Origin of the sequence: Leptospira congkakensis (assembly GCF_004770265.1) — a bacterium.
Lineage (GTDB): Bacteria > Spirochaetota > Leptospiria > Leptospirales > Leptospiraceae > Leptospira_A > Leptospira_A congkakensis.
Window position 1 is genome coordinate 295,560 of sequence record NZ_RQGQ01000017.1, and the last position, 25,372, is coordinate 320,931.

Annotated in this window: 26 protein-coding genes; 19 read left to right on the forward strand and 7 right to left on the reverse strand. The window is 38.4% G+C overall.

All coding sequences use genetic code 11. From position 1 onward, the window contains the following. Window positions 1-23 precede the first annotated feature (23 nt). From EHQ70_RS14875 to EHQ70_RS14885, 3 genes are all read left to right on the forward strand, one after another. A complete protein-coding gene (locus EHQ70_RS14875) occupies window positions 24-1,235 on the forward strand; it encodes a Crp/Fnr family transcriptional regulator (protein ID WP_135587712.1) in 1,212 nt (403 codons plus the stop codon). A gap of 48 nt (window positions 1,236-1,283) precedes the next feature. After that, complete coding sequence (locus EHQ70_RS14880) at window positions 1,284-1,589, forward strand: STAS domain-containing protein (protein WP_135587713.1); 306 nt, start codon at window positions 1,284-1,286, stop codon at window positions 1,587-1,589. A gap of 165 nt (window positions 1,590-1,754) precedes the next feature. Continuing rightward, entirely contained in the window at window positions 1,755-3,098 is a 1,344-nt protein-coding gene (locus EHQ70_RS14885) for an adenylate/guanylate cyclase domain-containing protein (protein ID WP_135587714.1), read from the forward strand. A 19-nt stretch (window positions 3,099-3,117) separates the two neighbouring features. Here EHQ70_RS14885 and gmd read toward each other — a convergent pair whose 3' ends face one another. Beyond that, window positions 3,118-4,134, reverse strand: a complete 1,017-nt coding sequence (gene gmd, locus EHQ70_RS14890; protein WP_135587715.1) for a GDP-mannose 4,6-dehydratase — start codon at window positions 4,132-4,134, stop codon at window positions 3,118-3,120. A gap of 147 nt (window positions 4,135-4,281) precedes the next feature. Here gmd and EHQ70_RS14895 point away from each other — a divergent pair, with 147 nt between their 5' ends. Further along, entirely contained in the window at window positions 4,282-5,580 is a 1,299-nt protein-coding gene (locus tag EHQ70_RS14895) for a porin (RefSeq protein ID WP_135587716.1), read from the forward strand. A gap of 1 nt (window position 5,581) precedes the next feature. Continuing rightward, window positions 5,582-6,109: a hypothetical protein gene (locus EHQ70_RS14900; RefSeq protein WP_135587717.1), complete on the forward strand. Its 528-nt coding sequence runs from the start codon at window positions 5,582-5,584 to the stop codon at window positions 6,107-6,109. On the opposite strand, the gene EHQ70_RS14905 is transcribed toward EHQ70_RS14900, so the two are convergent. Then, entirely contained in the window at window positions 6,106-7,392 is a 1,287-nt protein-coding gene (locus EHQ70_RS14905) for a DUF1501 domain-containing protein (protein ID WP_135587718.1), read from the reverse strand. The genes EHQ70_RS14900 and EHQ70_RS14905 overlap by 4 nt on opposite strands. Window positions 7,393-7,401: 9 nt before the next feature. After that, window positions 7,402-9,240 carry a DUF1553 domain-containing protein gene (locus EHQ70_RS14910; RefSeq protein ID WP_135587719.1) on the reverse strand — a complete coding sequence of 613 codons (1,839 nt, stop codon included), beginning with the start codon at window positions 9,238-9,240 and terminating at the stop codon, window positions 7,402-7,404. 85 nt (window positions 9,241-9,325) lie between these two features. On the opposite strand from EHQ70_RS14910, the gene EHQ70_RS14915 reads away from it, so the two are divergent. The 5 genes from EHQ70_RS14915 (at window position 9,326) to EHQ70_RS14935 (ending at window position 12,742) form a co-directional block, all read left to right on the forward strand. Continuing rightward, on the forward strand, window positions 9,326-10,387 hold the full coding sequence (locus EHQ70_RS14915) for a zinc ribbon domain-containing protein (RefSeq protein WP_135587720.1): 1,062 nt from the start codon (window positions 9,326-9,328) through the stop codon (window positions 10,385-10,387). Between the two features lies 1 nt (window position 10,388). Beyond that, window positions 10,389-10,919, forward strand: a complete 531-nt coding sequence (locus tag EHQ70_RS14920; RefSeq protein WP_135587721.1) for an LIMLP_15305 family protein — start codon at window positions 10,389-10,391, stop codon at window positions 10,917-10,919. A 16-nt stretch (window positions 10,920-10,935) separates the two neighbouring features. After that, a complete protein-coding gene (locus tag EHQ70_RS14925; RefSeq protein WP_135587722.1) occupies window positions 10,936-11,931 on the forward strand; it encodes an SPFH domain-containing protein in 996 nt (331 codons plus the stop codon). Between the two features lie 147 nt (window positions 11,932-12,078). Further along, window positions 12,079-12,297, forward strand: a complete 219-nt coding sequence (locus EHQ70_RS14930; protein ID WP_135587723.1) for an antitoxin — start codon at window positions 12,079-12,081, stop codon at window positions 12,295-12,297. Continuing rightward, complete coding sequence (locus EHQ70_RS14935; RefSeq protein ID WP_135587724.1) at window positions 12,287-12,742, forward strand: PIN domain-containing protein; 456 nt, start codon at window positions 12,287-12,289, stop codon at window positions 12,740-12,742. Before EHQ70_RS14930 ends, EHQ70_RS14935 begins: the two co-directional genes overlap by 11 nt. A 17-nt stretch (window positions 12,743-12,759) precedes the next feature. On the opposite strand, the gene EHQ70_RS14940 is transcribed toward EHQ70_RS14935, so the two are convergent. Both EHQ70_RS14940 and EHQ70_RS14945 read right to left on the reverse strand, forming a co-directional pair. Continuing rightward, window positions 12,760-14,511 (reverse strand): patatin-like phospholipase family protein, encoded by a 1,752-nt coding sequence (locus EHQ70_RS14940; protein ID WP_135587725.1) that lies wholly within the window; start codon window positions 14,509-14,511, stop codon window positions 12,760-12,762. A 15-nt stretch (window positions 14,512-14,526) separates the two neighbouring features. After that, entirely contained in the window at window positions 14,527-15,843 is a 1,317-nt protein-coding gene (locus EHQ70_RS14945) for an MATE family efflux transporter (RefSeq protein ID WP_244288358.1), read from the reverse strand. Window positions 15,844-15,899: 56 nt separating this feature from the next. Here EHQ70_RS14945 and EHQ70_RS14950 point away from each other — a divergent pair, with 56 nt between their 5' ends. The 9 genes from EHQ70_RS14950 to EHQ70_RS14990 all read left to right on the forward strand — a co-directional run bounded on the left by EHQ70_RS14950 (window position 15,900) and on the right by EHQ70_RS14990 (window position 23,617). Continuing rightward, window positions 15,900-17,210, forward strand: a complete 1,311-nt coding sequence (locus EHQ70_RS14950; RefSeq protein ID WP_135587727.1) for an amidohydrolase family protein — start codon at window positions 15,900-15,902, stop codon at window positions 17,208-17,210. 30 nt (window positions 17,211-17,240) lie between these two features. Beyond that, window positions 17,241-17,933 (forward strand): hypothetical protein, encoded by a 693-nt coding sequence (locus EHQ70_RS14955; RefSeq protein WP_135587728.1) that lies wholly within the window; start codon window positions 17,241-17,243, stop codon window positions 17,931-17,933. Continuing rightward, window positions 17,930-19,747 carry a TrkH family potassium uptake protein gene (locus tag EHQ70_RS14960; protein ID WP_135587729.1) on the forward strand — a complete coding sequence of 606 codons (1,818 nt, stop codon included), beginning with the start codon at window positions 17,930-17,932 and terminating at the stop codon, window positions 19,745-19,747. The genes EHQ70_RS14955 and EHQ70_RS14960 overlap by 4 nt, the downstream gene beginning before the upstream one ends. Window positions 19,748-19,754: 7 nt before the next feature. Continuing rightward, window positions 19,755-20,450 (forward strand): potassium channel family protein, encoded by a 696-nt coding sequence (locus EHQ70_RS14965; protein ID WP_135587730.1) that lies wholly within the window; start codon window positions 19,755-19,757, stop codon window positions 20,448-20,450. A 3-nt stretch (window positions 20,451-20,453) separates the two neighbouring features. Beyond that, entirely contained in the window at window positions 20,454-21,230 is a 777-nt protein-coding gene (locus EHQ70_RS14970; protein ID WP_135587731.1) for a cobalamin-binding protein, read from the forward strand. 85 nt (window positions 21,231-21,315) lie between these two features. Beyond that, window positions 21,316-22,155, forward strand: coding sequence for a MotA/TolQ/ExbB proton channel family protein (locus EHQ70_RS14975; RefSeq protein ID WP_135587732.1), 840 nt, complete (start codon window positions 21,316-21,318; stop codon window positions 22,153-22,155). A 20-nt stretch (window positions 22,156-22,175) separates the two neighbouring features. After that, a complete protein-coding gene (locus EHQ70_RS14980) occupies window positions 22,176-22,595 on the forward strand; it encodes an ExbD/TolR family protein (RefSeq protein ID WP_100743556.1) in 420 nt (139 codons plus the stop codon). 1 nt (window position 22,596) lies between these two features. Next, a complete protein-coding gene (locus EHQ70_RS14985) occupies window positions 22,597-23,019 on the forward strand; it encodes an ExbD/TolR family protein (protein ID WP_135576072.1) in 423 nt (140 codons plus the stop codon). 1 nt (window position 23,020) lies between these two features. Continuing rightward, the gene (locus tag EHQ70_RS14990) at window positions 23,021-23,617 is read left to right on the forward strand and encodes an energy transducer TonB (protein WP_135587733.1); all 597 of its coding nucleotides are present in this window, start codon (window positions 23,021-23,023) and stop codon (window positions 23,615-23,617) included. Between the two features lie 156 nt (window positions 23,618-23,773). Here the strand turns inward: EHQ70_RS14990 and EHQ70_RS14995 are convergent, their stop codons facing one another. Further along, window positions 23,774-24,610 carry an LBF_0142 family lipoprotein gene (locus tag EHQ70_RS14995; RefSeq protein WP_135587734.1) on the reverse strand — a complete coding sequence of 279 codons (837 nt, stop codon included), beginning with the start codon at window positions 24,608-24,610 and terminating at the stop codon, window positions 23,774-23,776. A 176-nt stretch (window positions 24,611-24,786) separates the two neighbouring features. Next, window positions 24,787-25,158 (reverse strand): phasin-related domain-containing protein, encoded by a 372-nt coding sequence (locus tag EHQ70_RS15000; RefSeq protein ID WP_135587735.1) that lies wholly within the window; start codon window positions 25,156-25,158, stop codon window positions 24,787-24,789. Between the last annotated feature and the right edge of the window lie 214 nt (window positions 25,159-25,372).

The window sequence follows — 25,372 nt, forward strand, 5'->3', positions numbered from 1 at the left end:
AAAAAGGGTTCAGAGATTTAAGAATGTCGTTTTTTCAAATGGTTACTTTCCCGGCGAACTCCTACATCATTGTAGAGGGGAAAAAGGATGCGAACAATTTCTATATCATCCGCGAGGGGAAGGTACGTGTCACTCGTGAGACGGCTGTTGTCGGCGAAGATCCGAACCAAGTTTTAGGACCTGGTGATTTTTTCGGTGTAGTTGCTGCCATGAGCCAACACCCTCAGATCGAATCTGCCACTTCACTTACCAATGTATCTTTAATTTCTGTTAGTTACGACCAGTTTGGAACCTTAATCCAAAAGTCTACTGCCGTTGCAATGAATATCATTCGTTTCTTCTCCATGAAGTTACGCCAATTTGATACCACAATCACAAGATTGTCTTTTAGAAATGCTGTTGAAGAAGATCCAAACGAACTCTTTAAGATCGGTGAATACTACTTCCAACAACAGAATACATCCCATGCAACCTTTGCTTACCAAAGTTATTTAAAACACCTTCCCAATGGGCAGTTTGTTCCGCAGGCAAAACTACGTTTGCAGACAATCAACCAGCCATTCCAATCAGCTCCCATTGATTACAATAAATTCAATCGAAACTACAAAGATAGTGAGATGATCTTTTGTGAACATGAACCAGGTAAGGAATTATTCATTTTACAAAGTGGAAAGGTTAAAATTTCCAAAATCGTAAACCAAAACGAAGTGATGCTCGCCGTTCTCCAAGCAGGAGATATTTTCGGAGAGATGGCCATCCTCGACAACAAACCTCGCTCCGCTTCTGCAGTGGCAGCGGGTGATGTGGAACTACTTGCCATCAACAAAGCCAACTTTGAAGGGATGGTAAAAGCCCAACCTCAATTGGCAACTCGTCTCATTACACTACTCTCTGAACGAATTTGGATTGCTTACAAACAACTTGCGAACCTACTTCTAAAAGACCCACAAGGTCGAATTGTGGATACACTCATGACTTTGGCTGAAAAGAACCGAATCAAAGTGACACCCAAACAAGCTTACAATTTTGAAATTGGAACCAAAGACCTTCTCAAAATGGTAGGCCTCACCGATCCAAAAGACGAACTCATCATCTCCGATATCATGAAGAATAATAAATTTATTCGTATGGATATGGGAAAAATTGTTTGTTCCGACATGGCAGAGCTAGAAAAACTCGTCCAATTCTATCATAAAAAGGCTAACATGGAGAATAAGCTCAAGAAGCTGAAATAACTTCTTGCCAACTTTTCCCTCCTGACTTATGTTAGAGGCCAGCAAAATATGAGTGATAAGATACTAGTAGAAGAAAAGGGAAATACGATTCGTGTTCGTTTTATGGATCAGATTCTCGATGGAAATGCACCGGAACTTCGTGAAATTTTAGCAGAAATTTTAGAAAAGAATGCTCAGGAAATCTATTTGGATTTGGAGAAAGTGGTGATAGTGAGTTCTCTTGGAATCTCTCGTCTCCTCTCTTTTAAAAACAAAGCTGATGAAAAGAAAATGACAGTTAAGATTGTCAACATCCAAGACAAACTAAAAGAAACTTTAAAGAAGTTGATGTTAGATCAGTTTTTCGGACTTTAAACCAATTTAATTTTTCCAATTTTAACCCACTAAAAACCCAATCTGAAAATCTGCCTTTCTCTAGAGTTGATTCTGATTGGGTTATTTATTGATTCTCACAAAACTAAATTTCCAACATAACAAATTGAATTGATTTTCATTCGTATCAATTTTTAATTTCCCGTTATGTCCAAACGCATTCAAAAAATTCTAAACCGTTTACAACTTGTTCATCTCACAAAGGGCTTAAGTGATGAAAGTGCTCGTGCTTTACGAGTGAATGCCACTTTCCAAACCATTATGTTTTTGATTCCTTCTTTACTTGTACCTATTATTTATTTTACAGAACCACCCGAAACCCATTTAACTTCTTTTATCTCTTATTTAGTTTTAGTAATACCTTTGGCTTACTCTCGTTACCTTTTATATAAAGGAAGTTATGCGATGAGTGCGGTATTTGCACTCTCTTCGAGTAATTTTCACATAGCCTCACTTACCTTTTTCCAGGCAGATGATCCAGCTCCCCTTGGATTTTTACTTTTTTCGGTTATGCCTTTTTTGATGATCCCTCGTAAAAATATTAAACTGAGATGGTTCTTTGTGAGTTTGTCTGCGTTTTTATTTTTAGGTTCTCAATTCTATTATAGAGTTATGGGAAATGAAGGTCTCTATGGTCCACCGAAATGGGTTGTTCCGGCTGATTATTTAATGCCACCCTTAACTTTAATTGTTATATTTTTTATTCTTTTAATCAATCAATTCGTAAAAGCAGTCAACAGAGCAGAAGACAAACTCATCGCAGAACACCAAAAGTCAGAAAGTCTGTTACTCAATGTTTTACCATTGGAAGTTGCCAGGGAATTAAAACAAAATGGAGTGAGTAAACCTAGACATTATCCATCAGCTACTGTTTGTTTTACGGATTTTGAAGGATTTACAAAAATAGCAGAAACTCTTTCCCCTTCAGAACTTGTGGAAGAACTCGATCGTTGTTTTTCTTATTTTGATAGTTTGATGGAACGTCACAAACTCGAAAAACTAAAAACCATTGGTGATAGTTATATGTTTGTTGGTGGGATTCCCAAAACCAATTATACACATGCGATTGATAGTGTTTTAGCGGCTCTCGAAATCCAAGCCTTTATGAACCAAATGAAAGAAATCAAAGCGGCACAAGGTTTACCTTATTGGCAACTAAGACTAGGAATTCATTCGGGAGAGTTAATTGCAGGAGTCATTGGGGATAAAAAGTTTGCTTATGATGTTTGGAGTGATACGGTAAATACTGCCAGTCGATGTGAATCATCGGGAATGACTGGAAAGATCAATATATCCTCATCTACCTATGAACTGGTAAAAGATTTTTTCCAATGTGAATACAGAGGAGAAGTTCCGGCAAAACACAAAGGAAATATAAAAATGTATTTTGTAGAAGGACTCCTTCCCGAATTACAAAGGGAAGGCCATCCTCAAATTCCAAACCAAGAGTTTGTGAATCGTTACAAATCTCTTGGTAAAACGCACCTATGAAAGAGATTCTTTTCGGTGATTAAAATCCTTGGTCCTTTAAATCAGCTTCCATCATGATTTTAACCAATTCTTTAAACTTTACTTTTGGTTCCCAACCTAACTGACGTTTTGCTTTTTCTGGATTTCCAATAAGAAGTTCAACTTCAGTAGGTCTATAGTATTTTGGATCAATTTTGACAAGAACTTGGCCAGTTTTTTTGTCTTTACCGATTTCTTTGTCGTCCTTACCTTCCCAAACTACTTCGAATCCTGCAATTTTGTAAGACTCTTCGATAAACTCGCGCACTGTATGAGTTTCGTTGGTTGCCACAACATAATCATCTGGAGTATCTTTCTGTAACATCATCCACATCATTTCTACGTAGTCAGGAGCGTAACCCCAGTCACGTTTAGAATCAATGTTTCCCATTGTGATGTAAGGAAGTTTTCCCGCTTTGACAGCAGCAACGCCAAGTGTGATTTTTCTTGTCACAAAGGTTTCCCCACGTCTTGGAGATTCGTGATTGAATAAAATACCGTTAGAAGCGTGCAAATTGTACGCTTCTCTGTAATTCACAACTGCCCAATATGCATAAAGTTTTGCTACTGCATAAGGAGAACGTGGGTAAAATGGTGTTTTTTCAGTTTGTGGAACTTCTTGGACAAGGCCGTAAAGTTCAGATGTAGATGCTTGGTAAAACCGTGTATTGATCCCAGTTTGTTTGATGGCATCTAGAATTCGTAAAGTTCCTACTGCGTCTACCTCAGCTGTATATTCAGGAACTTCAAAAGAAACCTGAACATGGGACTGAGCAGCAAGATTATAGATTTCTGCTGGTTGGATTTTTTCTAAGATTCTGTTTAGGTTAGAAGAATCTGTCATGTCTCCATAATGGAGGTGGAGGTTTGAGTTTCCATGTAGATGTTCTATTCGGTTACGATTGAAAAGGCTCGTTCTACGAACGATTCCATGGACTTCGTACCCTTTTTGGAGCAGGAGTTCTGCCAAATAGGAACCGTCTTGGCCTGTGATTCCGGTTATTAGTGCTTTTTTCATAGATCAGGGATCAGTATTTTAAATTTCTTTGGTAAGAAAAGGAAAAATGAGTCTGAAATGGTAAATATTCTGAAAATTTAGGTCTGATTTCCTTTTGCCATTTCCTCCATCCTTCCAACTGTGACATTTATTACAAAAATTACAGTTATGTTTCAATCCATTCCCAATCCATTTCGAACGGTATTCCTTCTTTGGTGTATCTACTCCTTTCCTCTGGCACTCATCGCGGAAGAAAAACCAGAACCCAAAGCGGAAACCAGTGCGAACCCTGTAAGCCCGCCAGCCAATGCGCCTTTACAGGTGACAGCAGCGCCAGAAAACAAATCCAACTGGGAAACAGGACTAGGAAAAGGGATCAAGGCCACTTCCTCTGACGGCCAACACAATGTTCAACTTAGGTTTCGGTCCCAAGTCCAAGGAAACCAAAGTTTTCAATTGGATCCTTCCCAAGACACAACTAATTTTTTAGTCCGCCGAACGAGATTACAACTCAAAGCAGGACTATTCAATGATACTTGGCTTGTAAATTTACAAATGGGATTTGCAGAACGAGATATGGAAAGCCAAAGAAGGAACACATTACGAGATGCGAACATTGTGTACAACCAATATCGTGATGTAAAAGTTGCCTTTGGGCAAATGAAAGTTCCTTTTAGTAGGCAACGTTGGAATTCTTCCAGCGCCTTACAAACAGTAGATAGATCTTCTGTGACTGCCGAGTTCAACTTAGATCGTGATGTAGGAACTTATCTTTTTTCAGAAGATCTATTTGGCAGCAAACGAATGTTTGCTTATTATCTTGGTGTTTTTGGAGGACAAGGAAGGAACCGAGTCGAAAGACAAACTCCAGGTGTTCTCACAGTAGCAAGATTTGTATTTTCTCCGTTTGGTGGGATGTCAAAATCCGGCTCCGATAATGACTGGTTGTCGGAAGCTGATTTTGCCAGATACAAAGAACCTAAATTGTCTCTTGGGGTTTCTGGAGCCTATAATAAAAATTCAGACCGTTCACTTAGTACGCACGGTACAGAATTTACTTTTGCAAAATTCAATTATAGTCATGCCGCTGGAGATATTTATTTTAAATGGATGGGGTTTTCCTTCCAATACGAATGGTTATGGAGAAGAGCAAACACAGCTTATGTAGAAAGAACAGTAAGCTCCGCACTTTCCAGAGAATATTCTAGAAGTGGACAAGGTCACTTTGTACAATTCGGATATTTGTTTACGACTAATTACGAACTTAGTTTTCGATTTGGAGAATTTAGACCTTTAGGAGAAACCGATCCTAGTTTGAAGTATTCTCGTGAAATGGGAGGAGCTCTTTCCTATTATTTTGCTGAACATAATTTAAAGTGGCAAACAGATTACTTTTATTATACAGGAACTCCTACGGCTGCGGAAGGGGACCATGTGGTTCGAACCCAAATACAGGTATTTTATTAAAATGAAGCAATTGATTAAACCAATCATCACAATACTTTTGTTAGCTGTATTGAATATAAATTGTAAGGCACAAAGAGACAATAAAATACAGGAAACGAAAAACAAATGTTTAGAAACTATGTATTTAGCAAGTCTCAACGCAGGAAAACCAGGGTTTAGTGGGACATTTCAATTTTTAGGTTCTTGTTCTGGAACGTCTAACTATTCACCGTCTTGTATAGAACAATATGCTGTCGTCAAAGAAGAAATCGTATGCCCTCTCGGATATACAAAATCATCTGTAAAATGTTCCGTGCAAAACTTAGTGGGAGTTTGTAGATACCAACCAAACGGTGATACAACCAAGGTAACAACTGTAGTATACGCAAAACCAAATGATACCAGTGACACCGCCATCGCTAACTGTCAGAGTTATGGGGTTGGTTCCATTTTTACAGAAACCTATTTAAACCCCGGCGATAGATCCACTTCTCTGGATTCAATTCTTACCACTGCCTTTGTTTGTATCGATAAAGCAGAAAAAAACTAAAACAATCCTTCATACACTTTGGCTTTCTTTGTCGTCAATAGAAAAGGACGGCCAAAGGAATTGGTGAGTGTAGCATCAGGATCAACTCCTGCGGCTTTATAAATGGTGGCAACAAGATCCCGAACATGAATCGCTTCCTTTAGATTTACTGGTTTGGATCCAGTTTCATCGGTTTCTCCCAAAACATATCCTTTGTCAAATGGACCTCCTCCTAGTAAAGTGGACCAAACTTTAGGATGGTGGTCACGACCATCTCTGGATCCCACATCAGGGGTTCTGCCAAATTCACTCGTCAGACAGAATAACGTTTGTTTAATGAGACCAGTGTTATTTAGATCTTCTAACAGAGCAGCAATCCCCATATCCGTTTCTTTCATGATTTTGGTGATTTGTGCCTTGTTTCCAGTATGAGTGTCCCATCCTCCAATCGATATATGAATGAATGGAACTTCCTGGGCCGCGAGTCGTTTTGCCAGTAACATAGCTTTGCCTTGCCATGTGGTTCCATACCGTGTTCTTGTTTTTTCATCTTCCAAATTAATTCGAAAACTATCTATGTTTTTGGAATTACGAAATTCTTCTGCGGCCACGAGCATATTTTTCCAATGTTTGGATTCGTTAGTCGGATAGGTTTTTGCAAATTCCGTATTCATAAAGGAAACCAAATCTTTTCTTCGAAGGATTCGATCATCGGCAAATTTTCCATAGGATGGATTTAAGTGTTGGATGGGTTCGTCCACATTTCCAATATGATAACCAGAATAATCGATTCCCAAAAATCCAGAGTTACCATTTTTTCCCCCTCTTCCGCCAATCGTCACATAACTTGGGAAGTACGATGATTTGACTTTTGATTTTTTTGCATAAGCAATCACGGAGCCGAAATGAGGGATGTCGGGAAAACCCATAGCTTCCGTCATTCGGTATCCAGTTCCAAGTAACATTTGTGCAAATCCATGATCCCCTTCTTCACTCCAAGTAGAACGAATGATTCCTATCGAATGCAGTTGTTTGGCGGTAAGGGAAAATGGTTCCAAAACAGAAAGCCCAGAAATACTGGAACTGACTTTTCCAAAAGCACTATTAGGTTTGGGATCTAATGTATCGACATGACTCATCCCTCCCATCATTTCAATAAAGATAACAGACTTTACTTTGGAAGGAAGGGTGATGGATTCCTCTTCTTCCGAAGCGTGTAAACTACCGAAAGGATTCGATGAAAAAAGAAAGGGACTTATCCCCAAACTGAGAATTGATTTTTTTAAAAATTCTTTGCGATCCATAATTTTGCCTTAGTTGATGTGTTGGAACTCTTGGCTATTGATAAGAGCCCAGAGAATGTCTTGGAGTAAATCTTTGTCAAAAACAGTGTCTGGTTTTATCATCAGTGTTTTAATTTTTTCTGTTTCACCAGCGCTAGGTCCACGGCCTAAAAGTCGGAAGTAAAGATTGTTGATGACCATGTTCATTGACTTTAGTTGATCAAACTCTGCTTTCACAAGAGACTCTTTGTTACCAAAATCCCAAACAAGTTTTCCCACCACACGGCCATTCATTAGTGTTAACATTTGTTCTATGGTGAGTTCATCTACATCATCTGAAATGTCCACACGTGGACCTGAACCAAATACAGATAACATCGTGTGATAAGGAGCAGGTCTTTCCACTTCGACGGCATTTGAAAATTCTTTTAAGTTATCTTGAGGAAAGCGAACCGAACCCGTACCGGTCAAATCATAAGGTTTTTGGCCCATAAGACCCGTTAACCAAGATAGATTTCTTTCACGGATATTACTGATCTTTTGGGAATCAGAGATTCGGATGAGTGAGTTCAGGAGTTGGTCACTGTCCAAACGTTTGGGTGAAAAATACCGAATGGGATCTTGGTCTGTTGCCTTACTTGTCAGCGAACGATTGTAAACATCGGATGTGACAATGTACAAAATCAGTTCTTTTAGTTTGAAGTTGTTGGTTAAAAAATAAGAATCGAGATGATTTAAAATTTCTTCCCCTGTTACGACAGTGTCTTCATTCCAATCATCGAGTGGAGTGAAAAAACTCCAACCCATGAGTTCTGTCCACACTCGGTTGATCAAAACTTTGCGAAACCGATCATTAGATTTGTCGGTCAACCAATTGGCAAAAGCTTTCCTACGATCCTCACCGGGTTTGAGTTTAGCCTCTTTCCCATCCAAGTATTTGGGACGTACCAAATCTCCACCTGGTGCATCATCTGTATGAGGAAAACGAAGTCCCAGTTTGGGTTGGTAATAGAGAGTGGCAAATTCCACTTCATGTTTCTTTTGATAGTCTTTCCTTTGTTCGTCGGTCCACTTGTTCCAATTATCTCTATTCCATTCATTGTTTTTGTCTTGGAGATTTTTTTGCTCTTCCATCGGAAGATGGAGTTCTAATTCTCTCGGAACATAACTAAAAGATTTTCCATACCGATCCGCTTCCCAAGTGCCATCTCGAAAGAATTGTTGGCTAAAAAAGGCAGCAACAGCATAATAATCTCTCCTCGTAAAATCCGAGATATAAGGATGGTCATGGCACCTAGCACATGCTACTCGTTTTGCATAAAACAATCGTCCAACATACTCTGCTGTTTGTAAAGGATCGGCTCCGTCTCGAATGTAAAATAAAGTAGCCGGTGTTTCCTTAACGTTTCCTGTTGCTGTCAACATCTCTTGCACCAATTGGTCATAAGGTTTATTTTTATGAATGGATCCTGCTATGTATTGAAAGAAAGCTCCCGTTGGAATTTTACGTCCTTTGGATTTGTCTCGTAACATAGATGTAAACTTGGTCCCCCAATATTCAGCAAACTCAGGTTGTTTTAAAAAACTGACAGCAAAGGATTCTAAACTTTGGTCCTCTGGAAGCGCTTCTAATTCTTTCCATTCGTTTGCGCTAGGAATTACCCCGCGAAGGTGAAGGGAAAGCCTTCGAAAGGAAATTTTTCTGTCCGCCTTAACTATATTAGGTGAATATTTCGAATACAAACTATCTAGTGGATGAACCGCATTCTGTTTTGAACGGGACTGAATGTATCCAAAAGAGAAAATGACTAGGATTAAAGACAGGAGTAAGAATCGAAAATTGCCAAATGGTTTTAGTACCAATCTCATATTCCTAGAATTCTAGAATGGATTTTAAGATTTGAAAATATTTTTCTTGCAAAAGTCAATTTTTTGCGGATAAACCTTTGTTGCGATGGCAGAAGAAAAAATCTATGAAATGCTTTGGGACTGCGAGTTTTGCGGTTCTAAAAAGTTACTTGGGAAAACACATAGGCATTGTCCGAATTGTGGAGCCACACAAGATCCAAATCGTAGATACTTTCCAAACGATGAGGATAAAGTTGCAGTCCAAGATCATATTTACTACGGAGCCGACAAGGTTTGTCCTTTTTGCCAAACTGCCAATGGAGCAAAAGCCACGTTCTGCGGAAACTGCGGTGGTTCTCTCGATGGTGCTCAAAATGTAAAACTTCGTTCTGACCAAGACGGACTCACTGAAGATTCTGTAAAAAGAGCAAAAGAAGACTTAGCCTTCCAAAATTCTGAATTCATCAAACCTCATCCCAAAACTCCCAAATGGGTTTTGTGGTTACTAGGAACTATCGTCTTTGGTGGGATTGGATTTGTTTGTCTCGGAGTTCTTTGGACCGAAAAAGTAGAACTACAAATCACCCATCATGAATGGTCGCGCACCATTGCCATTGACCAGTTCAAACCAGTTTCTGAATCGGAGTGGTGTGATTCTATGCCGATGGGTGCGTACAGTGTGTCCAGAAGCCGTCAGATCAGAAGTTATGATAGTATCCCTGATGGAGAAGATTGCCATACAGTTCGTTCTGATCGTGGAGATGGAACGTTTTCAGAAAGTGAAAGTTGTTCCACCAAATACAGAAAAGAACCTGTTTATGATGATCATTGCAGTTACCGGATTGATAAATGGGCCTTTGATCGCAATGCAGTAGCGAAAGGATTTGGAACTACGCAAGAACCGTATTGGCCGACTCCTCAAATTCGCGAATGTTCCAGTACGAGTATCGGTTGTGAAAGATTAGGTGCAAAGGAAGAAAAGTATTTAGTTCATTTCACAGAATCCAGTGGTGAAACCAAAGGAGAAAAACATGACTGCGAATTTGATATGCCAAAATGGAAATCACTGCCAGCCAAAGCGTTGTACCAATCAGAAAAAAGTGTCATCTTCAATTACATTACTTGTGACACCATACAAACGTTAGAAGGAAGTTCAATAGAGGAATAAAATGGATCAAACCTGGTTAAAAACCACATTAGAAAGATTTAAGAACGAACAAGATCCCATTCGGAAGTTCTTAAAAGAAACCAAACTATTTGAAGAAGCTCTGGCCAACCAAGAGTTTGAAAAAACCGACCTTCTCGTTCGGAAGGAACTGGGAGGTTTGCTCTCAACCTTTAAGGAAAGTTTTCGTAAACTGGAAGAAGGTTTTGTGGCAAAAGCCCAAATTCAAAATATCGGAAAAACAAATCCAGCCATAACACTTCTCGATCGAATCATTATGAAGGTGAGTTCTGCAGGTTATGGACTGAATGGACTTGGTACTGGTGTCAAAGCCACATCTGAAGAAATAGAAAAACTATTAAACCATGACTTTTCTATGTTGGAAAAAGCCGGTATTTTACAAAAAGAAATTTTGGAAACTTTACCAACTGCTTTTGTTACAAATCCAGAAACGGCAATTGAATCGATTAACAAACTTTTGTTAGACTTCGAAACTCAATTTGAATCAAGAAACTCAATCTTTTTAAAAAAATAGGATAAGGATATAAACTATGGCACTAATAGATAGAATTAAATTTGAAGGAAATCCTAACGAAATTGTTTGGAAATACCCATCGGATGAAATCAGCACCGCAGGACAACTTGTCGTCGATGAAAACCAAGAAGCCATCTTCTTTAAAGAAGGAAAGGCTTTGGATACCTTTGGGCCAGGAACTCACACCTTAAAAACAGGAAACATTCCAATACTCGAAGCTCTCGTCAATCTTCCGTTTGGTGGCAAAACTCCCTTCACGGCTGAAGTTTATTATGTTAATAAAGCCATCTTTGCCATGAAATGGGGAACAAACACTCCCATTCCTTTGGAAGATCCGAAATACAAAATTGTTCTTAACATTCGTGCCTTTGGGGATTACAAATTCCGTATTAAAGATTCTAGATCCTTTTTACTGAATGTAGTGAAAGGTGGAAATCGAACCACAAACGAATCCGTTGATGAATTTTTAAAACCAAATATCGTTCGTGGAATTGGTGACTTCATTTCTGAAGTGATCTTAAACAACAACACCTCTGTTGTAGAAATTAACAAGTTTAGAGATGAAAGTTCTACCGCAGGAAGAGTCAAACTCGCTCCTGAATTCGAAAAATATGGAATCGACTTAACAGAGTTTAACGTATCTTCGGTGAACTTTGACCAAAACGACCCGAACTACCAAAGAATCCAAAAAATCATCACCGACAAATTTGAAATTGATATGCTCGGAGACAAATACCAACAAAAGAAAATGTTCGATATTGGACAAGCTGCTGCGGAAAACGAAGGCCAAGGTGGTGGTGCCATGGGTGCCGGTATGGGCATGGGAATGGGGATGAATATGGGCCAGATGATGGGCAATATGATGAACCAAGGGGGAGGCCAAAGTGGTGCGACACCGGCAGCCAATGATCCAGCAGCTCGGATTGCAAAACTAAAAGGATTACTGGATCAGGGTCTTATCAACGCAGAGGAATTTGAAGCCAAAAAAAAGGAAATCCTTTCCTCTTTGTAAAAACAAATCTCCTATACCAAACTTTCGCAAACCGAAAGATAATACTCCATCTTGAGAAAATATCTAAATTTCTTTAGATGGAGGTTGGAATAGAATTACCAATTTTCAATTTGACAAATTGCACGAAACTCGTGTAAAATAATAAGTATGAAAAGTATTACTTTTAGAGCTGATGAAAGAGCAATCGAAAAAGCTCGTTTAAAAGCTAGTAAACAAAAAAGGTCACTCAATGACATTTTTAATGAATGGCTTCGTGCTTATTCTGAATCTGAGCCAAAAGATTTTGATCTAGATGCATATTTGAAAAAATTTGAATATGTGAAGATAAACCGAAAAATAAGCCGTGAAGAAGCAAATGAAAGGTAAAATCTTCATCGATACGAATGTATTTATTTACTTCTTTTCACATAAAGATTTTGAAAAAAAGGAAATCTCTTCAAATATTATAAAAGCTTCTTTTAAATCTGATAGATTTTGTATAAGTTACCAAGTCATCCAAGAATTTAGCAATGTAATACTTACAAAAGGACAACCACCAATGAAAGGTCAGGATATTTCAAGTTTCATAGAAAAAATCTTAGATCCAATTTGTTCTTTTTTCCCCACAATTGAGTTTTACAAAAATGCTCTGAAATTAAGAGAGAAGAATAAATTATCTTATTATGATTCTTTGATTGTTTTGGCCGCTTTAGAACTTGATTGCGATTATTTATTGTCTGAAGACTTTAATGATGGAACAAAAATTAACAAATTGAAAATCATCAATCCATTCAATAAGATAAATGCAAAATTGCTAAACTCTATTCTATAATTCCCAATTTTCAAATATTAAGAAAACAATTGTTTGATCTCTGCTAAATTGGCTTCGGCTTCGGCTTCACCTTTATCGATGATTTCTTGGTAACGCGCAAAATCAAATAATTGAAATTCTTCCAAATGGAAATGTACAAAAAGATCCATTTTGGGACGTTTGAGACGAGTGATCTCTCGTCCTTCCAAGGTAATGGTTCTTGTCATGATCTGCAATATCGGTGGGTATTTTAAAGTATCCCAAATATAACGAAAGAAACCTTTTTCTGTTGTGTTACGATCTTCAAAGAGTTTGACAGGAACAATTTCTTGCAAAGGAGAAACGTTGATTCCCATCACCACATCTGCACCTTTAGAACGGATCAGATTTTCGGGAACATTGTTGATCATTCCCCCATCCACTAACAATTTTTCACCGAGCCGGTAAGGAGGAAAAGCTCCTGGCAAACTCATGGCACAAGTGAGAGCTTCTGTAATGGGTCCTTGGTCAAAGATATGTTCTTTTCCGGTTTGTAAGTCCACAGCAGAAGTGGCAAAAGGAAGAGGAAGTTCTTCGATTCTTTGGTCACCGAATCCTTTTTTCAACATCCGCTTCATTCGTTTCCCTTTAAAGAAGGCAACAATCGGAAGTGTAGGATCAAATGCACTTTCCAAACCACCAAAGAAATTTTTTACCATTTCTTCAATTTCTTCAGGAGTATTTTTTCTCGCATAAAGAGCAGCGATCACAGCACCCATCGAAGCACCAGATACAAAATCAAAATGGATTCCTTCTCTATGTAAAACTTTAAGTAAACCAACATGAGCGAGGGCTCTGGCACCACCACCACCTAACGCCAAACCTCTGGTTTTAGCTACTAAGTATCTTGCTAAGGTATCCTTTTGATAAAAGGTTTTGAGAGATTGGTCTTGTGGGAGATAACTTTTACGAACTCCACTTTCCATCATACGGATGGCACGACCTTCAAAGTTGCGAATTCGACTTTTCCAAAAATGAAGGATCTCTTCTTTTTCTTTATAAAATTTTTCTGGTTCATCTTCCCAAAAAATAATAAAGTCGGATTGAACTACTAAATAATGTAGGTCCGTCCTAGAAGTGGATTCATCAAAATAAATATGAAGTAAGGGAGTTTTGTTTCTAAGATTGGTTAGATACTCTGAAATTTGAGTGGGATCCATTCCTTTAAAAGTAGAAATTGGAATGGCCGCCGATAGTTTTTTGGTGACTTCTCCATATTCATCTATAAACGATTTTACTTTTTCACCAAAATGGTATTCTGGTTCCAAGGGAACATGAACACATAACCGGCGTAATCCGACAAAACTATCTTTATGATTAGTTCTGTTTAAATTTTCTCGCATCCGAGATCCCATCATTTGAATGATGTTTTGTGCAAAAACTTTTTCCTGTGATGCTAATTGTAAAAACAATTTTCCATTTAATACATAAACAAGAGAGTCAATCACGGCAATGGCGGAAGTAGAATGATTGGAACTGGAGATGAGTGAGTTCTCAGCCAAAACTTGGCCAGTCCCCACATATACATGACTTTGGCCAGATACGTTTTCTAAAAGAATTTCACCGTATCTGACAATATAAATCGATTCCGAAGACTCTCCTTTGTAATAGAGAGCTTCGTGGCTTCGAACTAGTTTTTCTTGGACATTGTTAGAAAGTCGTAACAAAACGGAAGGGGGAAGTTTTTTGAACAAATCCACAGACTTTAAAAATTTTTGAATCGCCTGTCTTTCTAATTCTGTTCGTTTCATTTTCCCCTCGTTCTATTAAATTCGTATGTTTACCCACTCCTTCTTACGAAATTTTCTGACAAAAAGCACTGCCATGAGTAAAATCCAAATAAAAAACGCAGACCAGATTCCAACTGTTCCCCAAGCTAGGACTATCCCGAGTAAATAAGCGAGTGGTAACATGATGATAAAGGATACGATGAGGTAAACAAACATCACATAGTACATCATCCCTGCACTACGAAGTGCCGAACCAATCACCATATGATAAGCATCTCCCACTTGGACGAGAGCAACGATACAAAGTGCAGGGTAAGCTTCTTTGATGACCGCAGGAACATCCGTAAAGAGACCAATGAGCCAAGGGCCGGAAATGATAAAAAAGAGTCCCATACTTCCCATAACGATGGCCGAGAAGGTAGCAGAACGCATAGTTCCTTCATAAGCCAATCGCAATTTACCCTGGCCCATAGATTGACCAAGAATGGTAGTGGCAGCAATCCCAAAGGAAAAACCTGGCATAAAAGACAAACTAAGACATGTTAATACAACACTAGCAGAAGCAAGAGTTGTGGTACTAATCATACCGGCGATTTTATAAAATCCAGAGAAAGCAAAGTTAACAAGTGTTCCTTCTACCGCGGGTGCAAAACCAACCATACAAAGTTCTTTGAGGGTTTCAGCACTTGGTGCAAAAATTTTGTATTGAAAGAATTTGATTACATCTTTGCGGAAAAAATAAAACACTACAACTAGTAACGCAGGTATGGAGGACAAACTAGATGCGATGGCCGCTCCCTTCACTCCCCAAGCAGGAAAACCCCAGTTCCCAAAAATGAGTAACCAGTTAAAAAAGATATTTGTGACCGCGGCTAAAATAGAAGAAATCATACCCACTTGTACAATTCCAATTCCATCAAAAAATCCACGTAAAGCAAATCCTACAAAGAAGAGAACGGTTCCCACAAACCGGTAAGATAAATACACTCCAGCGACTTCGATCACTTGTGGATCATCTCCGATCCAACCCATAAGGTTGGGAGCGTAGATAAATCCGAAATAGGATAGTAATGCTCCTAAAACAAAGGATAAATATACTGAATTGACTAGAGTGATTCCGACACCTTTGTCATTTTTTTCGCCAAATCTACGTGCTACGATGATTTGTACTGCCATGGATCCACCCATAAGAAAGGCAAAAATGGAAAAATAAACCATTCCACCAAATCCAACAGCGGCGAGAGGAACTTCTCCTAGTTTTCCAACCATAGCAGTATCAGCTACCATGATGGCAGTATAACTGATCATTCCAAAAAAAACAGGGATTGCTAATCCAAGAATTTTCTGATTCAATCGAGTTGGCTTCAAGATGCGTCTAATTTTGTGAAGCATAGTTTTGTCATTCTTATATGTATTGCGATCTACACAACCACCTTTATGGATGTTTACCCCCCGAAACACTGTTTCGCATCGGCAAAAATAACCCAGAACCAAGATGGCACTTATATCTGGATTCTTATGAAAAAGCTTATGGTGTAAAAATTCGACCTTCGACTTTTTTTGAAGATTATGCTGACCTGAAAGATTTTTCCAAACTCTATCACTTTCGAGAAAAGGCTCCTTTTTTACATTTCCAAGCAAAGTTTAACCTTATCATCGCCTTAGTAAAGTTTGATGAAAAGGAAATAACAGAAGTCACTCATGATGTAGTCCTTTCTAATAGTTTGGAAGATATCAGTTATGCAGAATATCGTTTGATGTTTGGAAAAGAAGAACCCAAAGAAATATTTTATAGTAAACTTATGGCTTGTTTGGAAGGGCTTTCTAAAGGAGAAAACTCTGCCAAAAAGGAAGGCAAAAGCATCCAATCAAAACTAGTCATGTCCTTACATAGAGATTTAAATTATGAAAGGCATTATGATTGGATGAAAAATTGGATGGAAAAAGATTCAGTCATTCGAAATGGACTTGTCGGAATCGATTTTTGTCATATAGAAGAAGGCCATCCTCCCAAAGATAAAAAATCTTTTTTCCAATCCGTAATCAATGATAACAAAGCAGAACCAAACACTGCATTGTCGATTCTCTACCATGTAGGAGAAAGTTTTCGAGACAAAACTCCCTTCTCAGCTGCACGTTGGGTTTTAGAATCAGCACTAAACGGCGCCCATAGACTGGGACATGCTTTGGCACTCGGAATTGATTCAGATTATTTTTTAGGGGATGAAAGAACAGAACTTGTATCGGAAGCCAAAGACCAAATCGAGTGTGAACTGGAATCTTATGATGAAATCACAAGTTACGGTGCATTTTACCCCAAAGAAGAACTCGAACTCAAACGAAAGGAACTGAAAACAAAATCAGATTCAGAACTACTAACCATTCCTTTTGATGAAACCCAGTCCCAATACTTTCACACATTTCAAAACTATGTTATGTCTACTATTGCAAAAACAGATGCTGTGATTGAATGTTGCCCTTCTTCCAATTTGTATATTGGAATGTTGGAATCACATATTGATCATCCCATCACAAGATTTTTGCAAAATGATATCAAACTCACCATAGGTTCCGATGACCCTGGTTTATTTGGAACAACTATGTCCGAAGAGTATGGACATGCCCATACAGCGGGACTGTCCGAAAAAGATTTAGAATCCATTCGAGAAAACTCATTTTCCTACCGTTCTACCAAACTTTCCGGTCGTGAATTGGATTGACCCTGACACGGATTAGGTAAACTGGAATGTATGCGGATTTTTTCCCAAATATTTGTGCCTATGATTGTGATCCCTCTGGCGATGGGACCTCTTCTCGGACAAACCAAAGAGGGATTTTATGACACAAATAATTATGACTTAAGAAATCTTCCTAAGTCCGATCCAGAATCCAATGTTTTGCAAGATGTCACACTTCCTCCGAAGTTTGAAACCCCCATTCTTGCGACTCCGAAAAATGCAAAAACCCAATACAGTGGAATCGAATCCATTCCTGGTGCTGGAGCTATGCTCAATTCCAGAACTACATCCAACTCGAGTCAAAACGCAGCCAATCCTTATAGTTTGACCAGTTCCCAAAATTTACCAATCAACCCACTCACTGGGGAAATCAACGAACAAGCTCTGCAAAACCAATTACAAAAAAGTAGAATCAAACAAGAGTTAAAGAAAAAACAAAAAGAAGAGTTTGATGAAGACTCCGTTTACGAAGAAACAAAGTTTCGTAGAGCGTATATTATTTTCTTCTTAACCTTACCGTTTGCTCTTATTGTTTCTGCTGGAGGTGTGGCACTACTTGCACCAACCTTACAAAAATCGGCCTTAGCCAGTGGAATTCTCATTACTGGTACGACCGGTTTATCTGGAACCAATGCGTATTTGGACAGACAACGAATCGAAGAACACCGCGAAAAGAAAAAACAACTGGCTGAAGTTTTCCCTTGAAGTTCAAACGATTCTTCGTTTTTCTCAACCGTTTATACCTTTATTTACAAGTCCAAAGATTCGAAATTCGAAATTTTTATATAGAACACCTTCGTTTGTTTGGAAGGGCTTTGTATATTTTATTTGGATTTTTATCTGTGACCATTTTGGTTTTAGATTTTGGATTTTATTATCCCGAAAGTTGGAAAGAATACGTTACACTCTCTATTCGAACCTTGGTATCGTTTTTTATTTTTTATGAATCGATCCACTTAATATTTACAAACAAACGATGGAGAGAATATGTTTCTCTTCATAAAATAGAACTAATCATCTTACTTATGTTAGGATTAGAATTCATATATGAAAAAAATATAGTTTCTGTTCTTAAATCTTATCATATATCTGGAGATGATACCACACTCATTTTTTTATCAGCCAACCAAGTTCTGTTTTTGTTTTCTAATTTGGCTCATTTCTTTCGACTTTCCAGAAAAAATGATTCTAAAAAACTAAACCCTTCCATTGTATTTGTATCTTCTTTTGCCTTTATCATTCTACTTGGTGTTTGTTTTTTACATTTCCCAAAATCTACAGATGGAACCGTAAAATCCATTGATATCATATTCACAACAATCAGCGCCACTTGTGTGACAGGACTTTCTACCGTTAACTTAGGAACTCAGTTCACACTGTCCGGTCAACTTGTTGTATTACTTCTGATCCAAGTGGGTGGACTTGGACTTATGACCTTAACCAGTTTTTTTTCCATCTTTCTCGCTGGAAAAGTTTCTGTGAGTGATACAATGATGATCAAAGATCTTCTTTCTGAAGAAACAATGGGTCGCGCCAAAGAAATTTTAAAACAAATTACCATCCAAACTCTTGTCATTGAATCGATTGGAGCTATTTTATTATTTTATAGTTTTCCTTCTAACTATCCCATAGCTTTGTCCGAAAAAATTTATTATTCCGTCTTTCATTCTATTTCAGCCTTTTGTAATGCTGGCTTTAGTTTGTTACCGAGTGGACTGGCGACAGAAGCCTTCAAACATTCCGAAGGATTTTTATCTGTAATTATGTTTCTCATTGTTCTAGGGGGACTTGGATTTCCTGTTTTGTTTCAAATTCGAACGAGACTTTCCAATCCCTTTGATTATAAGTTTCGATGGTCTGTCACATCCAAACTTGTATTTTGGACTACCGGTTCTCTTTTGTTATTTGGTTGGGTTTCCTATTATTTTTTAGAGTTAAACTTAAGTTTAAGAGGACTCACCACTACAGAACAAATTTTTCATTCTTTGTTTTATTCGGTAACCACAAGGACGGCTGGGTTTAATACATTAGAGTTAAGTCAAATGGGATTTCCCATTACCTTTATTTCCTTCTTTTTGATGTGGGTGGGTGCCTCGCCCGTTTCCACAGGAGGTGGAATCAAAACCACAACCTTTGCCATCTCTTTATTAAATATTACCAATCAAATACGCGGAAAAGATAGAATGGAGATAGACCATCGAACGATTGCTAATTCATCCATTGCAAGAGCCAGTGCAACTATCGTTCTTTCTTTATTTGTGATTTTTATAGCCATCTTTTGTTTGTTATTAACAGAGAATGCTAATTTTATCGATTTATGTTATGAAGTGGTGTCTGCTTTCGGGACTGTTGGTTTGACCCGTGATCTCACTCCTCATTTAAGTGATTATGGAAAAATCATCATTTGTACTGTAATGTTTGTAGGAAGAGTCGGAATTTTGACCTTACTTGTTGCCCTCTCTAAAAAAGTAGATCGTATCTCGTATGAATATCCGAAAGAATATGTGGTTGTAGGTTGAATTTTGTATGCAAAGAAAAAAAATAGCAGTCATCGGAATTGGAAGTTTTGGGAATTTATTTGTTCGATATCTTTTTGATGATGGGCATGAAGTCATTGCCATTGATAAAGATCCAATGGTCATTGATTCCATAAAAGATTATGTAACCATTGCTGTCACCCTGGATGCTACCGATGAACATGCATTACGATCACAAGGCATTGCTGACGTGGATTACGCGGTCATCGCTCTTGCCGATGATTTTGAAACTTCTATCATCTGTGCCGATAGTTTAAAAAAATGTGGTGTCAAAAATATTTACGCACGTTACCAAACTCCATTACAAATGAAGGTTTTGGAACTTCTTGGAATCAAAGACCTTTTTAATCCAGAAGAAAGAGCGGCAAGAAGTATGGCAGAAACATTTTCCTTTTCGGGAATGCGTTCTAGTTTTTTACTTTCTGATGAATACAGTGTAGTAGAAGTTACGGTTCCGAAACGTTATATCAACAAAACCATTGCAGACGCTGACCTACGTCATAAATACAATATCAATGTCATCACCATCAAACGCCCCACGATCAATAAAGAAGCCAAACGAGTATCCGATTCCAAAAGCGAAAAAATCTTAGGAATTCCACATGGAAACACAGTTCTCAAAGAAGACGATATCATTGTTCTTTTTGGGTCACAAACAGATCTGGCTCGTTTTTTGGAAACATAAACTATGGGTCCAGAAAGAATCATTTGTTTGACTGAAGAACCTACAGAGATGTTGTATCTGTTAGGTGAAGAAAAACGAATCGTCGGAATCTCTGTTTATACGGAACGACCTCCAAGGGCAAAGGAAGAAAAAACAAAAGTTTCTGCTTTTATCAGTGGAAATCTGAAAAAAATTACAGCTCTCGAACCAGACCTAGTTATTGGTTTTTCTGATATCCAATCCCAACTTGCCAAAGACCTCGTTGAACGAGGATTAAATGTTCTAATCTTCAACCAAAGATCCATTTCTGAAATATTGTCCAATATGCAAATGTTAGGAAACCTTGTGGGCCAAGCCGAAAAGGCAAAATCTCTCATCGAAGAATGGCAAAACCAGATCCTTTCCTGGAAACAGGAGAATGAAAAAAAAATAAACAAACCCAAAGTTTTCTTTCAGGAATGGGATGAACCCATCATCACCGGAATCCAATGGGTGAGTGAAGCAATCGAACTTGCTGGTGGAGTAGACTCTTTTTCCCATCTAAAGGACAGAAAACTAGCCAAAGACCGGATCATCACGGCCGAAGACGTAAAAGAAGCCAACCCAGATGTTTACGTGGGTTCTTGGTGTGGGAAAGCAATGGACTGGGACTGGGTGCGAAACAAACCCGAATGGCAATCCACAGGTTTTATCAAATCCAACAAAATATTTGAAATGGATCCAAGTATTATATTACAACCTGGCCCTGCTTTGTTTCTGGAAGGAATTCCCAAACTAAAAGAGATCTTTTCCTCATTCTAATTTCCCTCTTTGTCATTTCTCTGTAATCTATTTGTAACAAGGATATTCTAGATTTGAAACATATCAATTAGATATGGAGACATTCATGAAATTTTCATGTAACCAGACAAAAGCGAAAGTCACTTTGTCTTTTGTGATCGCCCTCATCACAATCTTTACTATTGCAGGAAAACTCGAAGCACAAACAGCACCTGCTGCACCAACAACTGAATCTACACAAACAGCGGAAACTCCAACTGATACCGCTGCTCCCGTAGCAGAAGCTGCTGAAGAAACACCAAAACAAGAATCCGAAATTGGACTCGTAAGTTTGTTTTTGGTTGGTGGATGGTCTATGTGGCCACTCCTACTTTCTTCCATCGTTGCATTTGGTGTGATTCTAGAAAGAAGCTACTTTTTCTTCACAGCAAAACTTCTTCGAAAAGGTTACAACCAAGACCTACAAGATGCCATCGATGCATCAGGTCTGAATGGCGTTACAGAATTCTTAAAAGCAAACGAAGGCCAAAAAATTACTACAGTCTTAAAGAATGGTATGGAAGTTTCTCAAAACGATCCTGAGATTTTTGCATCTGGAATTGAAAGAGAAGCTGGTGAAGTTATGACACTTCTCGAAAAAGGTCTCACAGTTCTTTCTGCTGTTTCTACCATTGCACCACTCGTTGGATTCCTCGGAACTGTATCCGGTATGATCAACGCCTTTGATGCGATTGCAAATGCTGACCAAGTCAACGCGAAAGTGGTTGCTGGTGGTATTAAAGAAGCGTTAATCACAACTGCTGCTGGTCTTATCGTTGCGATTCCTGCAATGACATTCTACCAATACTTACAAGGTCGAGTTGCTTTCTTTACTTCTGAAGTAGAAGAAGCTGCAAACAAAATCTACAAAGAATATTTAAAACTCAAAGCCGGTCACAAAGCGTAAACTACGGAAAGTAACTAACCATGATTAAGTTAAAGAAAAAACAAGAACTAGAAGAAATATCGGCAGCATCTATGTCGGATATTGCCTTTCTACTCTTGGTATTTTTTATGGTGACTGCTGTATTCTTTGTAAAGGAAGGACTTAACATTTCCCTTCCTCGCAAACAATCCGAACCTCAGCCTTTTTTACGTAAGAATGTATATGAGATTTTGGTAACACAAGATCGATATAAAATGCGTAATACGGCATTCGGAACCAAAGAATATTCTAGTTTAAAAGAATTTCGTGATGACCTAAATCAAATGGAAATCCCGGATCTTAAAAACAAACTAGCACTCATTGTTACAACCGGTGATACCAAATATGCAAAGATGTTGGATGCCTTATCCGCAGTCCAATTACGTGGATTTGAAAAAATCTCAGTGAGAAAGAAGAAATAATATGTTACGAAGAAAGAGAGTCGCACCTTCAGTTCCCGTAAGTTCGATGGCAGACATTGCCTTCTTACTCCTCGTGTTCTTTATGGTAACCTCCGTATTGGATTCGGATCCAGACCTTCCCATCAATCTACCAGATGTTCCTGGTGGAGAACAGTTAAACAAAAAGATTGCCAATCTTTATCTAACTGCTGATGAAAAGAGGACTGTCTATTTCAACTCTGTGAAGATGGAACTAAATGAAGCCATGAGTGAGATTCGTGCAAAACTTTCTACCACACCGGACTTGAAAGTTTTGATCCATGCGGATCAAGATTTAACTTATGAAGAGTTAGATAGTGTGTTCGAAACCCTCAGAGAAATTGGGGCCTTAAAGGTTTCCCTTGTCACCAAGACCACCCAAGGTGGCGGATTACAAGGGAAGTAACGTGAACGAAACAGTTGTTACACACAAAAGATCCAAACGAGAAAGGATCCATCGTTTCATTGACAGGTATCGGATTGAAACTGGTCTTGCGATTTCAGCGTTCCTTCAAGCCATCATCATTCTTTTTTGGTTCACTCCTCATTTGGATACAGATAGTTTGGATAGTCTTGTGGAAGAAGTTGCTTTCATCGACAACGTTCAAATCCAAGAGCCATCTACAGATTCCAAACCAACTGATGGAGACTTTGATCTTACCGACAAAGAAAAAGAAGATAAAAAAGAAGATCCTCGTATCGCTGGAGCTTCTGATCCTATTGTTTCTGGCGCAACATCCCCAGTAGACTTATCTCCTAACGTTCGACCTGAATATACCTCTGATGCAAAAGCTCTAGGTGTAACAGGAACTATGACTTTAGAAGTCATCATTGGAAACACCGGCGAAGTTTTACGAGTTAGATCCGTAGGAAAGCAGTTAGGTGGTGGTCTCGAAGAAGAAGCTGTCAAAGTTTACCGCAGAAAACGGTTTTCACCCTCTATCTTAGAAGGAAAAGCCATCACGGTAAAAGTTCTCGTTCCCATTCGATTCACTTTGAATTAATTAATTACCGCTGCTATCAATCATAGTAGTGGTTACACTTTTCCGTATTCAAATAAAACTTTTAAATATTTGTTGGGCGAATCCACCACCTTGCGGTGGTGGACCGGGCTCTCCGCTGCAATCTGCTTTGCAGGATTTCCGCTACGATCCCTTTCGCTATTCCGGTAACTCCAATACCTTATCTTCTTCTTCCATTGGTTGTTTTGGAATTTCCATTTTTTCGATTCGGATTTCGTGAACAAAATCAGCATCTTCAAACTTATCTAAAATACTAATTCGTCTGGGGTATTGTTTGTCGTTCCACGGTTCATAGTATCCGTATTTGATCACACCTTTGTAGAAACTAAAAAGTTCACGGTAAGTAAACTCCATCCATTCTAAGGCACCACTTGTTCTTTCAAAATATCCAACGTATTGGTCTGTGTCGGGAGTGGCACCGACTTGGACGGACGTAAAATAAACCACTTCATAATCTTGGCCTAATTTTTGAACAGGGCCTGCATACTGAATGATTGGATATTCGGTGAGTCGCCAAGGCAGTGTTAAATACAAGCGAAGGGATTCTAAATAAACCCGAACCTCGTCGTCGCCAGTAAAAACCTTTCCTGTATCAGCCGCAATTTGGTAAGGATCTTTTTTAACAAGACCGAGGATGAGACCTTTTTTTTCTCCACCAAGAAATTCCACTTCCATGGCATCTTTTTCAAAATCCAAATACACACGGAGTCTTTGTTCTGATTCTTTGATGGGCGTAAAAAATCGAATAAACTTAGAATGCCAAACATCTTTCAAAACAAATTGGATTTGTTTGTACCCTTTCCATTCACCAGGAGTGAGTTCTTTCACCGGCGGGTTGGTAATGATCGATAATCCCTTTTTCTTTAAATCAGGATTCAAACCTTCTTTTTGTAAGGTGGGAGGACGTAAGTCGGCTAAAGAACAAGAGATAGAAAATAAAGAAATAAAAATGAATGATAGATAGGAACGAAACATTGATTCCAGGATGAATCAAAAACTATACTCTGTCAATAGGGAAAGTGAATCGGGAGGATTTGGAGTGAGTGGGATAAGAGGTTCGGATATTTAAAATGAGAGTCTTAAGAAAAGAATACAAATAAAGAAGAAAAGAGAAAAGGTCGGGATTCCGACCTCCTCTTCTTTAAAGAAACTTATGCTTTTGCAGCACCTGTTTTTTTGATAGATTCCGCAACTTCATTGATTTTTGCTTTTACGGATTCAATTTTTCCTTCAGGCATTTTTGCTTTGATTTCTTCAGCAATTTTGTTGTAGTTGTCTACGATTTTAGAACGAGTTTCGTCGTAGTTTTTTCCAGCAACACTAGAGAATTCTTTAATGTCTGTTAGGATTTTGTCAACGGATTGGCGAATCTTTACAGAATCTTCCGTGTTGTCCAAAGCACCTTTGGATACTAATTCATTATAAGTTGTTTCCAACTGAGTTTTAGCTTTTTCAAGACCTTCTTTTCCTGATTGGAAAAGTCCGATACCTGCGTTAAGAATGTCCATGATTTGTTTTTCCATAATTTAGCTCCTGGTTTTCACCTATTTGTGCAACGCACAACACAGTTATGTGCGTTGCACAAATTAAGACAAGTATTTTTTCTAGGGGGAAATCGATTTTTTTTAGATTTTTTTCGTAGTCCCATTTACGATTCAATTCCAGAGAATTCTCCCCAAAGGGAAAAATACCGCTATCCGCATCTTTTCCTATTCGAATCTTCTGGAATTAAATGGG

Excerpts from the sequence above, each read along its gene's own strand:
- EHQ70_RS14915 (WP_135587720.1), top strand. The coding sequence starts at position 9,326 with ATGGCAGAAGAAAAAATCTATGAAATGCTTTGGGACTGCGAGTTTTGC.
- EHQ70_RS14975 (WP_135587732.1), top strand. The coding sequence starts at position 21,316 with ATGAAATTTTCATGTAACCAGACAAAAGCGAAAGTCACTTTGTCTTTT.
- EHQ70_RS14920 (WP_135587721.1), top strand. The coding sequence starts at position 10,389 with ATGGATCAAACCTGGTTAAAAACCACATTAGAAAGATTTAAGAACGAA.
- gmd (WP_135587715.1), bottom strand. The coding sequence starts at position 4,134 with ATGAAAAAAGCACTAATAACCGGAATCACAGGCCAAGACGGTTCCTAT.
- EHQ70_RS14950 (WP_135587727.1), top strand. The coding sequence starts at position 15,900 with ATGTATTGCGATCTACACAACCACCTTTATGGATGTTTACCCCCCGAA.
- EHQ70_RS14905 (WP_135587718.1), bottom strand. The coding sequence starts at position 7,392 with ATGGATCGCAAAGAATTTTTAAAAAAATCAATTCTCAGTTTGGGGATA.
- EHQ70_RS14980 (WP_100743556.1), top strand. The coding sequence starts at position 22,176 with ATGATTAAGTTAAAGAAAAAACAAGAACTAGAAGAAATATCGGCAGCA.
- EHQ70_RS14885 (WP_135587714.1), top strand. The coding sequence starts at position 1,755 with ATGTCCAAACGCATTCAAAAAATTCTAAACCGTTTACAACTTGTTCAT.
- EHQ70_RS14875 (WP_135587712.1), top strand. The coding sequence starts at position 24 with ATGTCGTTTTTTCAAATGGTTACTTTCCCGGCGAACTCCTACATCATT.
- EHQ70_RS14910 (WP_135587719.1), bottom strand. The coding sequence starts at position 9,240 with ATGAGATTGGTACTAAAACCATTTGGCAATTTTCGATTCTTACTCCTG.
- EHQ70_RS14965 (WP_135587730.1), top strand. The coding sequence starts at position 19,755 with ATGCAAAGAAAAAAAATAGCAGTCATCGGAATTGGAAGTTTTGGGAAT.
- EHQ70_RS14955 (WP_135587728.1), top strand. The coding sequence starts at position 17,241 with ATGCGGATTTTTTCCCAAATATTTGTGCCTATGATTGTGATCCCTCTG.
- EHQ70_RS14880 (WP_135587713.1), top strand. The coding sequence starts at position 1,284 with ATGAGTGATAAGATACTAGTAGAAGAAAAGGGAAATACGATTCGTGTT.
- EHQ70_RS15000 (WP_135587735.1), bottom strand. The coding sequence starts at position 25,158 with ATGGAAAAACAAATCATGGACATTCTTAACGCAGGTATCGGACTTTTC.
- EHQ70_RS14925 (WP_135587722.1), top strand. The coding sequence starts at position 10,936 with ATGGCACTAATAGATAGAATTAAATTTGAAGGAAATCCTAACGAAATT.
- EHQ70_RS14935 (WP_135587724.1), top strand. The coding sequence starts at position 12,287 with ATGAAAGGTAAAATCTTCATCGATACGAATGTATTTATTTACTTCTTT.
- EHQ70_RS14900 (WP_135587717.1), top strand. The coding sequence starts at position 5,582 with ATGAAGCAATTGATTAAACCAATCATCACAATACTTTTGTTAGCTGTA.
- EHQ70_RS14930 (WP_135587723.1), top strand. The coding sequence starts at position 12,079 with ATGAAAAGTATTACTTTTAGAGCTGATGAAAGAGCAATCGAAAAAGCT.
- EHQ70_RS14895 (WP_135587716.1), top strand. The coding sequence starts at position 4,282 with ATGTTTCAATCCATTCCCAATCCATTTCGAACGGTATTCCTTCTTTGG.
- EHQ70_RS14995 (WP_135587734.1), bottom strand. The coding sequence starts at position 24,610 with ATGTTTCGTTCCTATCTATCATTCATTTTTATTTCTTTATTTTCTATC.
- EHQ70_RS14970 (WP_135587731.1), top strand. The coding sequence starts at position 20,454 with ATGGGTCCAGAAAGAATCATTTGTTTGACTGAAGAACCTACAGAGATG.
- EHQ70_RS14985 (WP_135576072.1), top strand. The coding sequence starts at position 22,597 with ATGTTACGAAGAAAGAGAGTCGCACCTTCAGTTCCCGTAAGTTCGATG.
- EHQ70_RS14940 (WP_135587725.1), bottom strand. The coding sequence starts at position 14,511 with ATGAAACGAACAGAATTAGAAAGACAGGCGATTCAAAAATTTTTAAAG.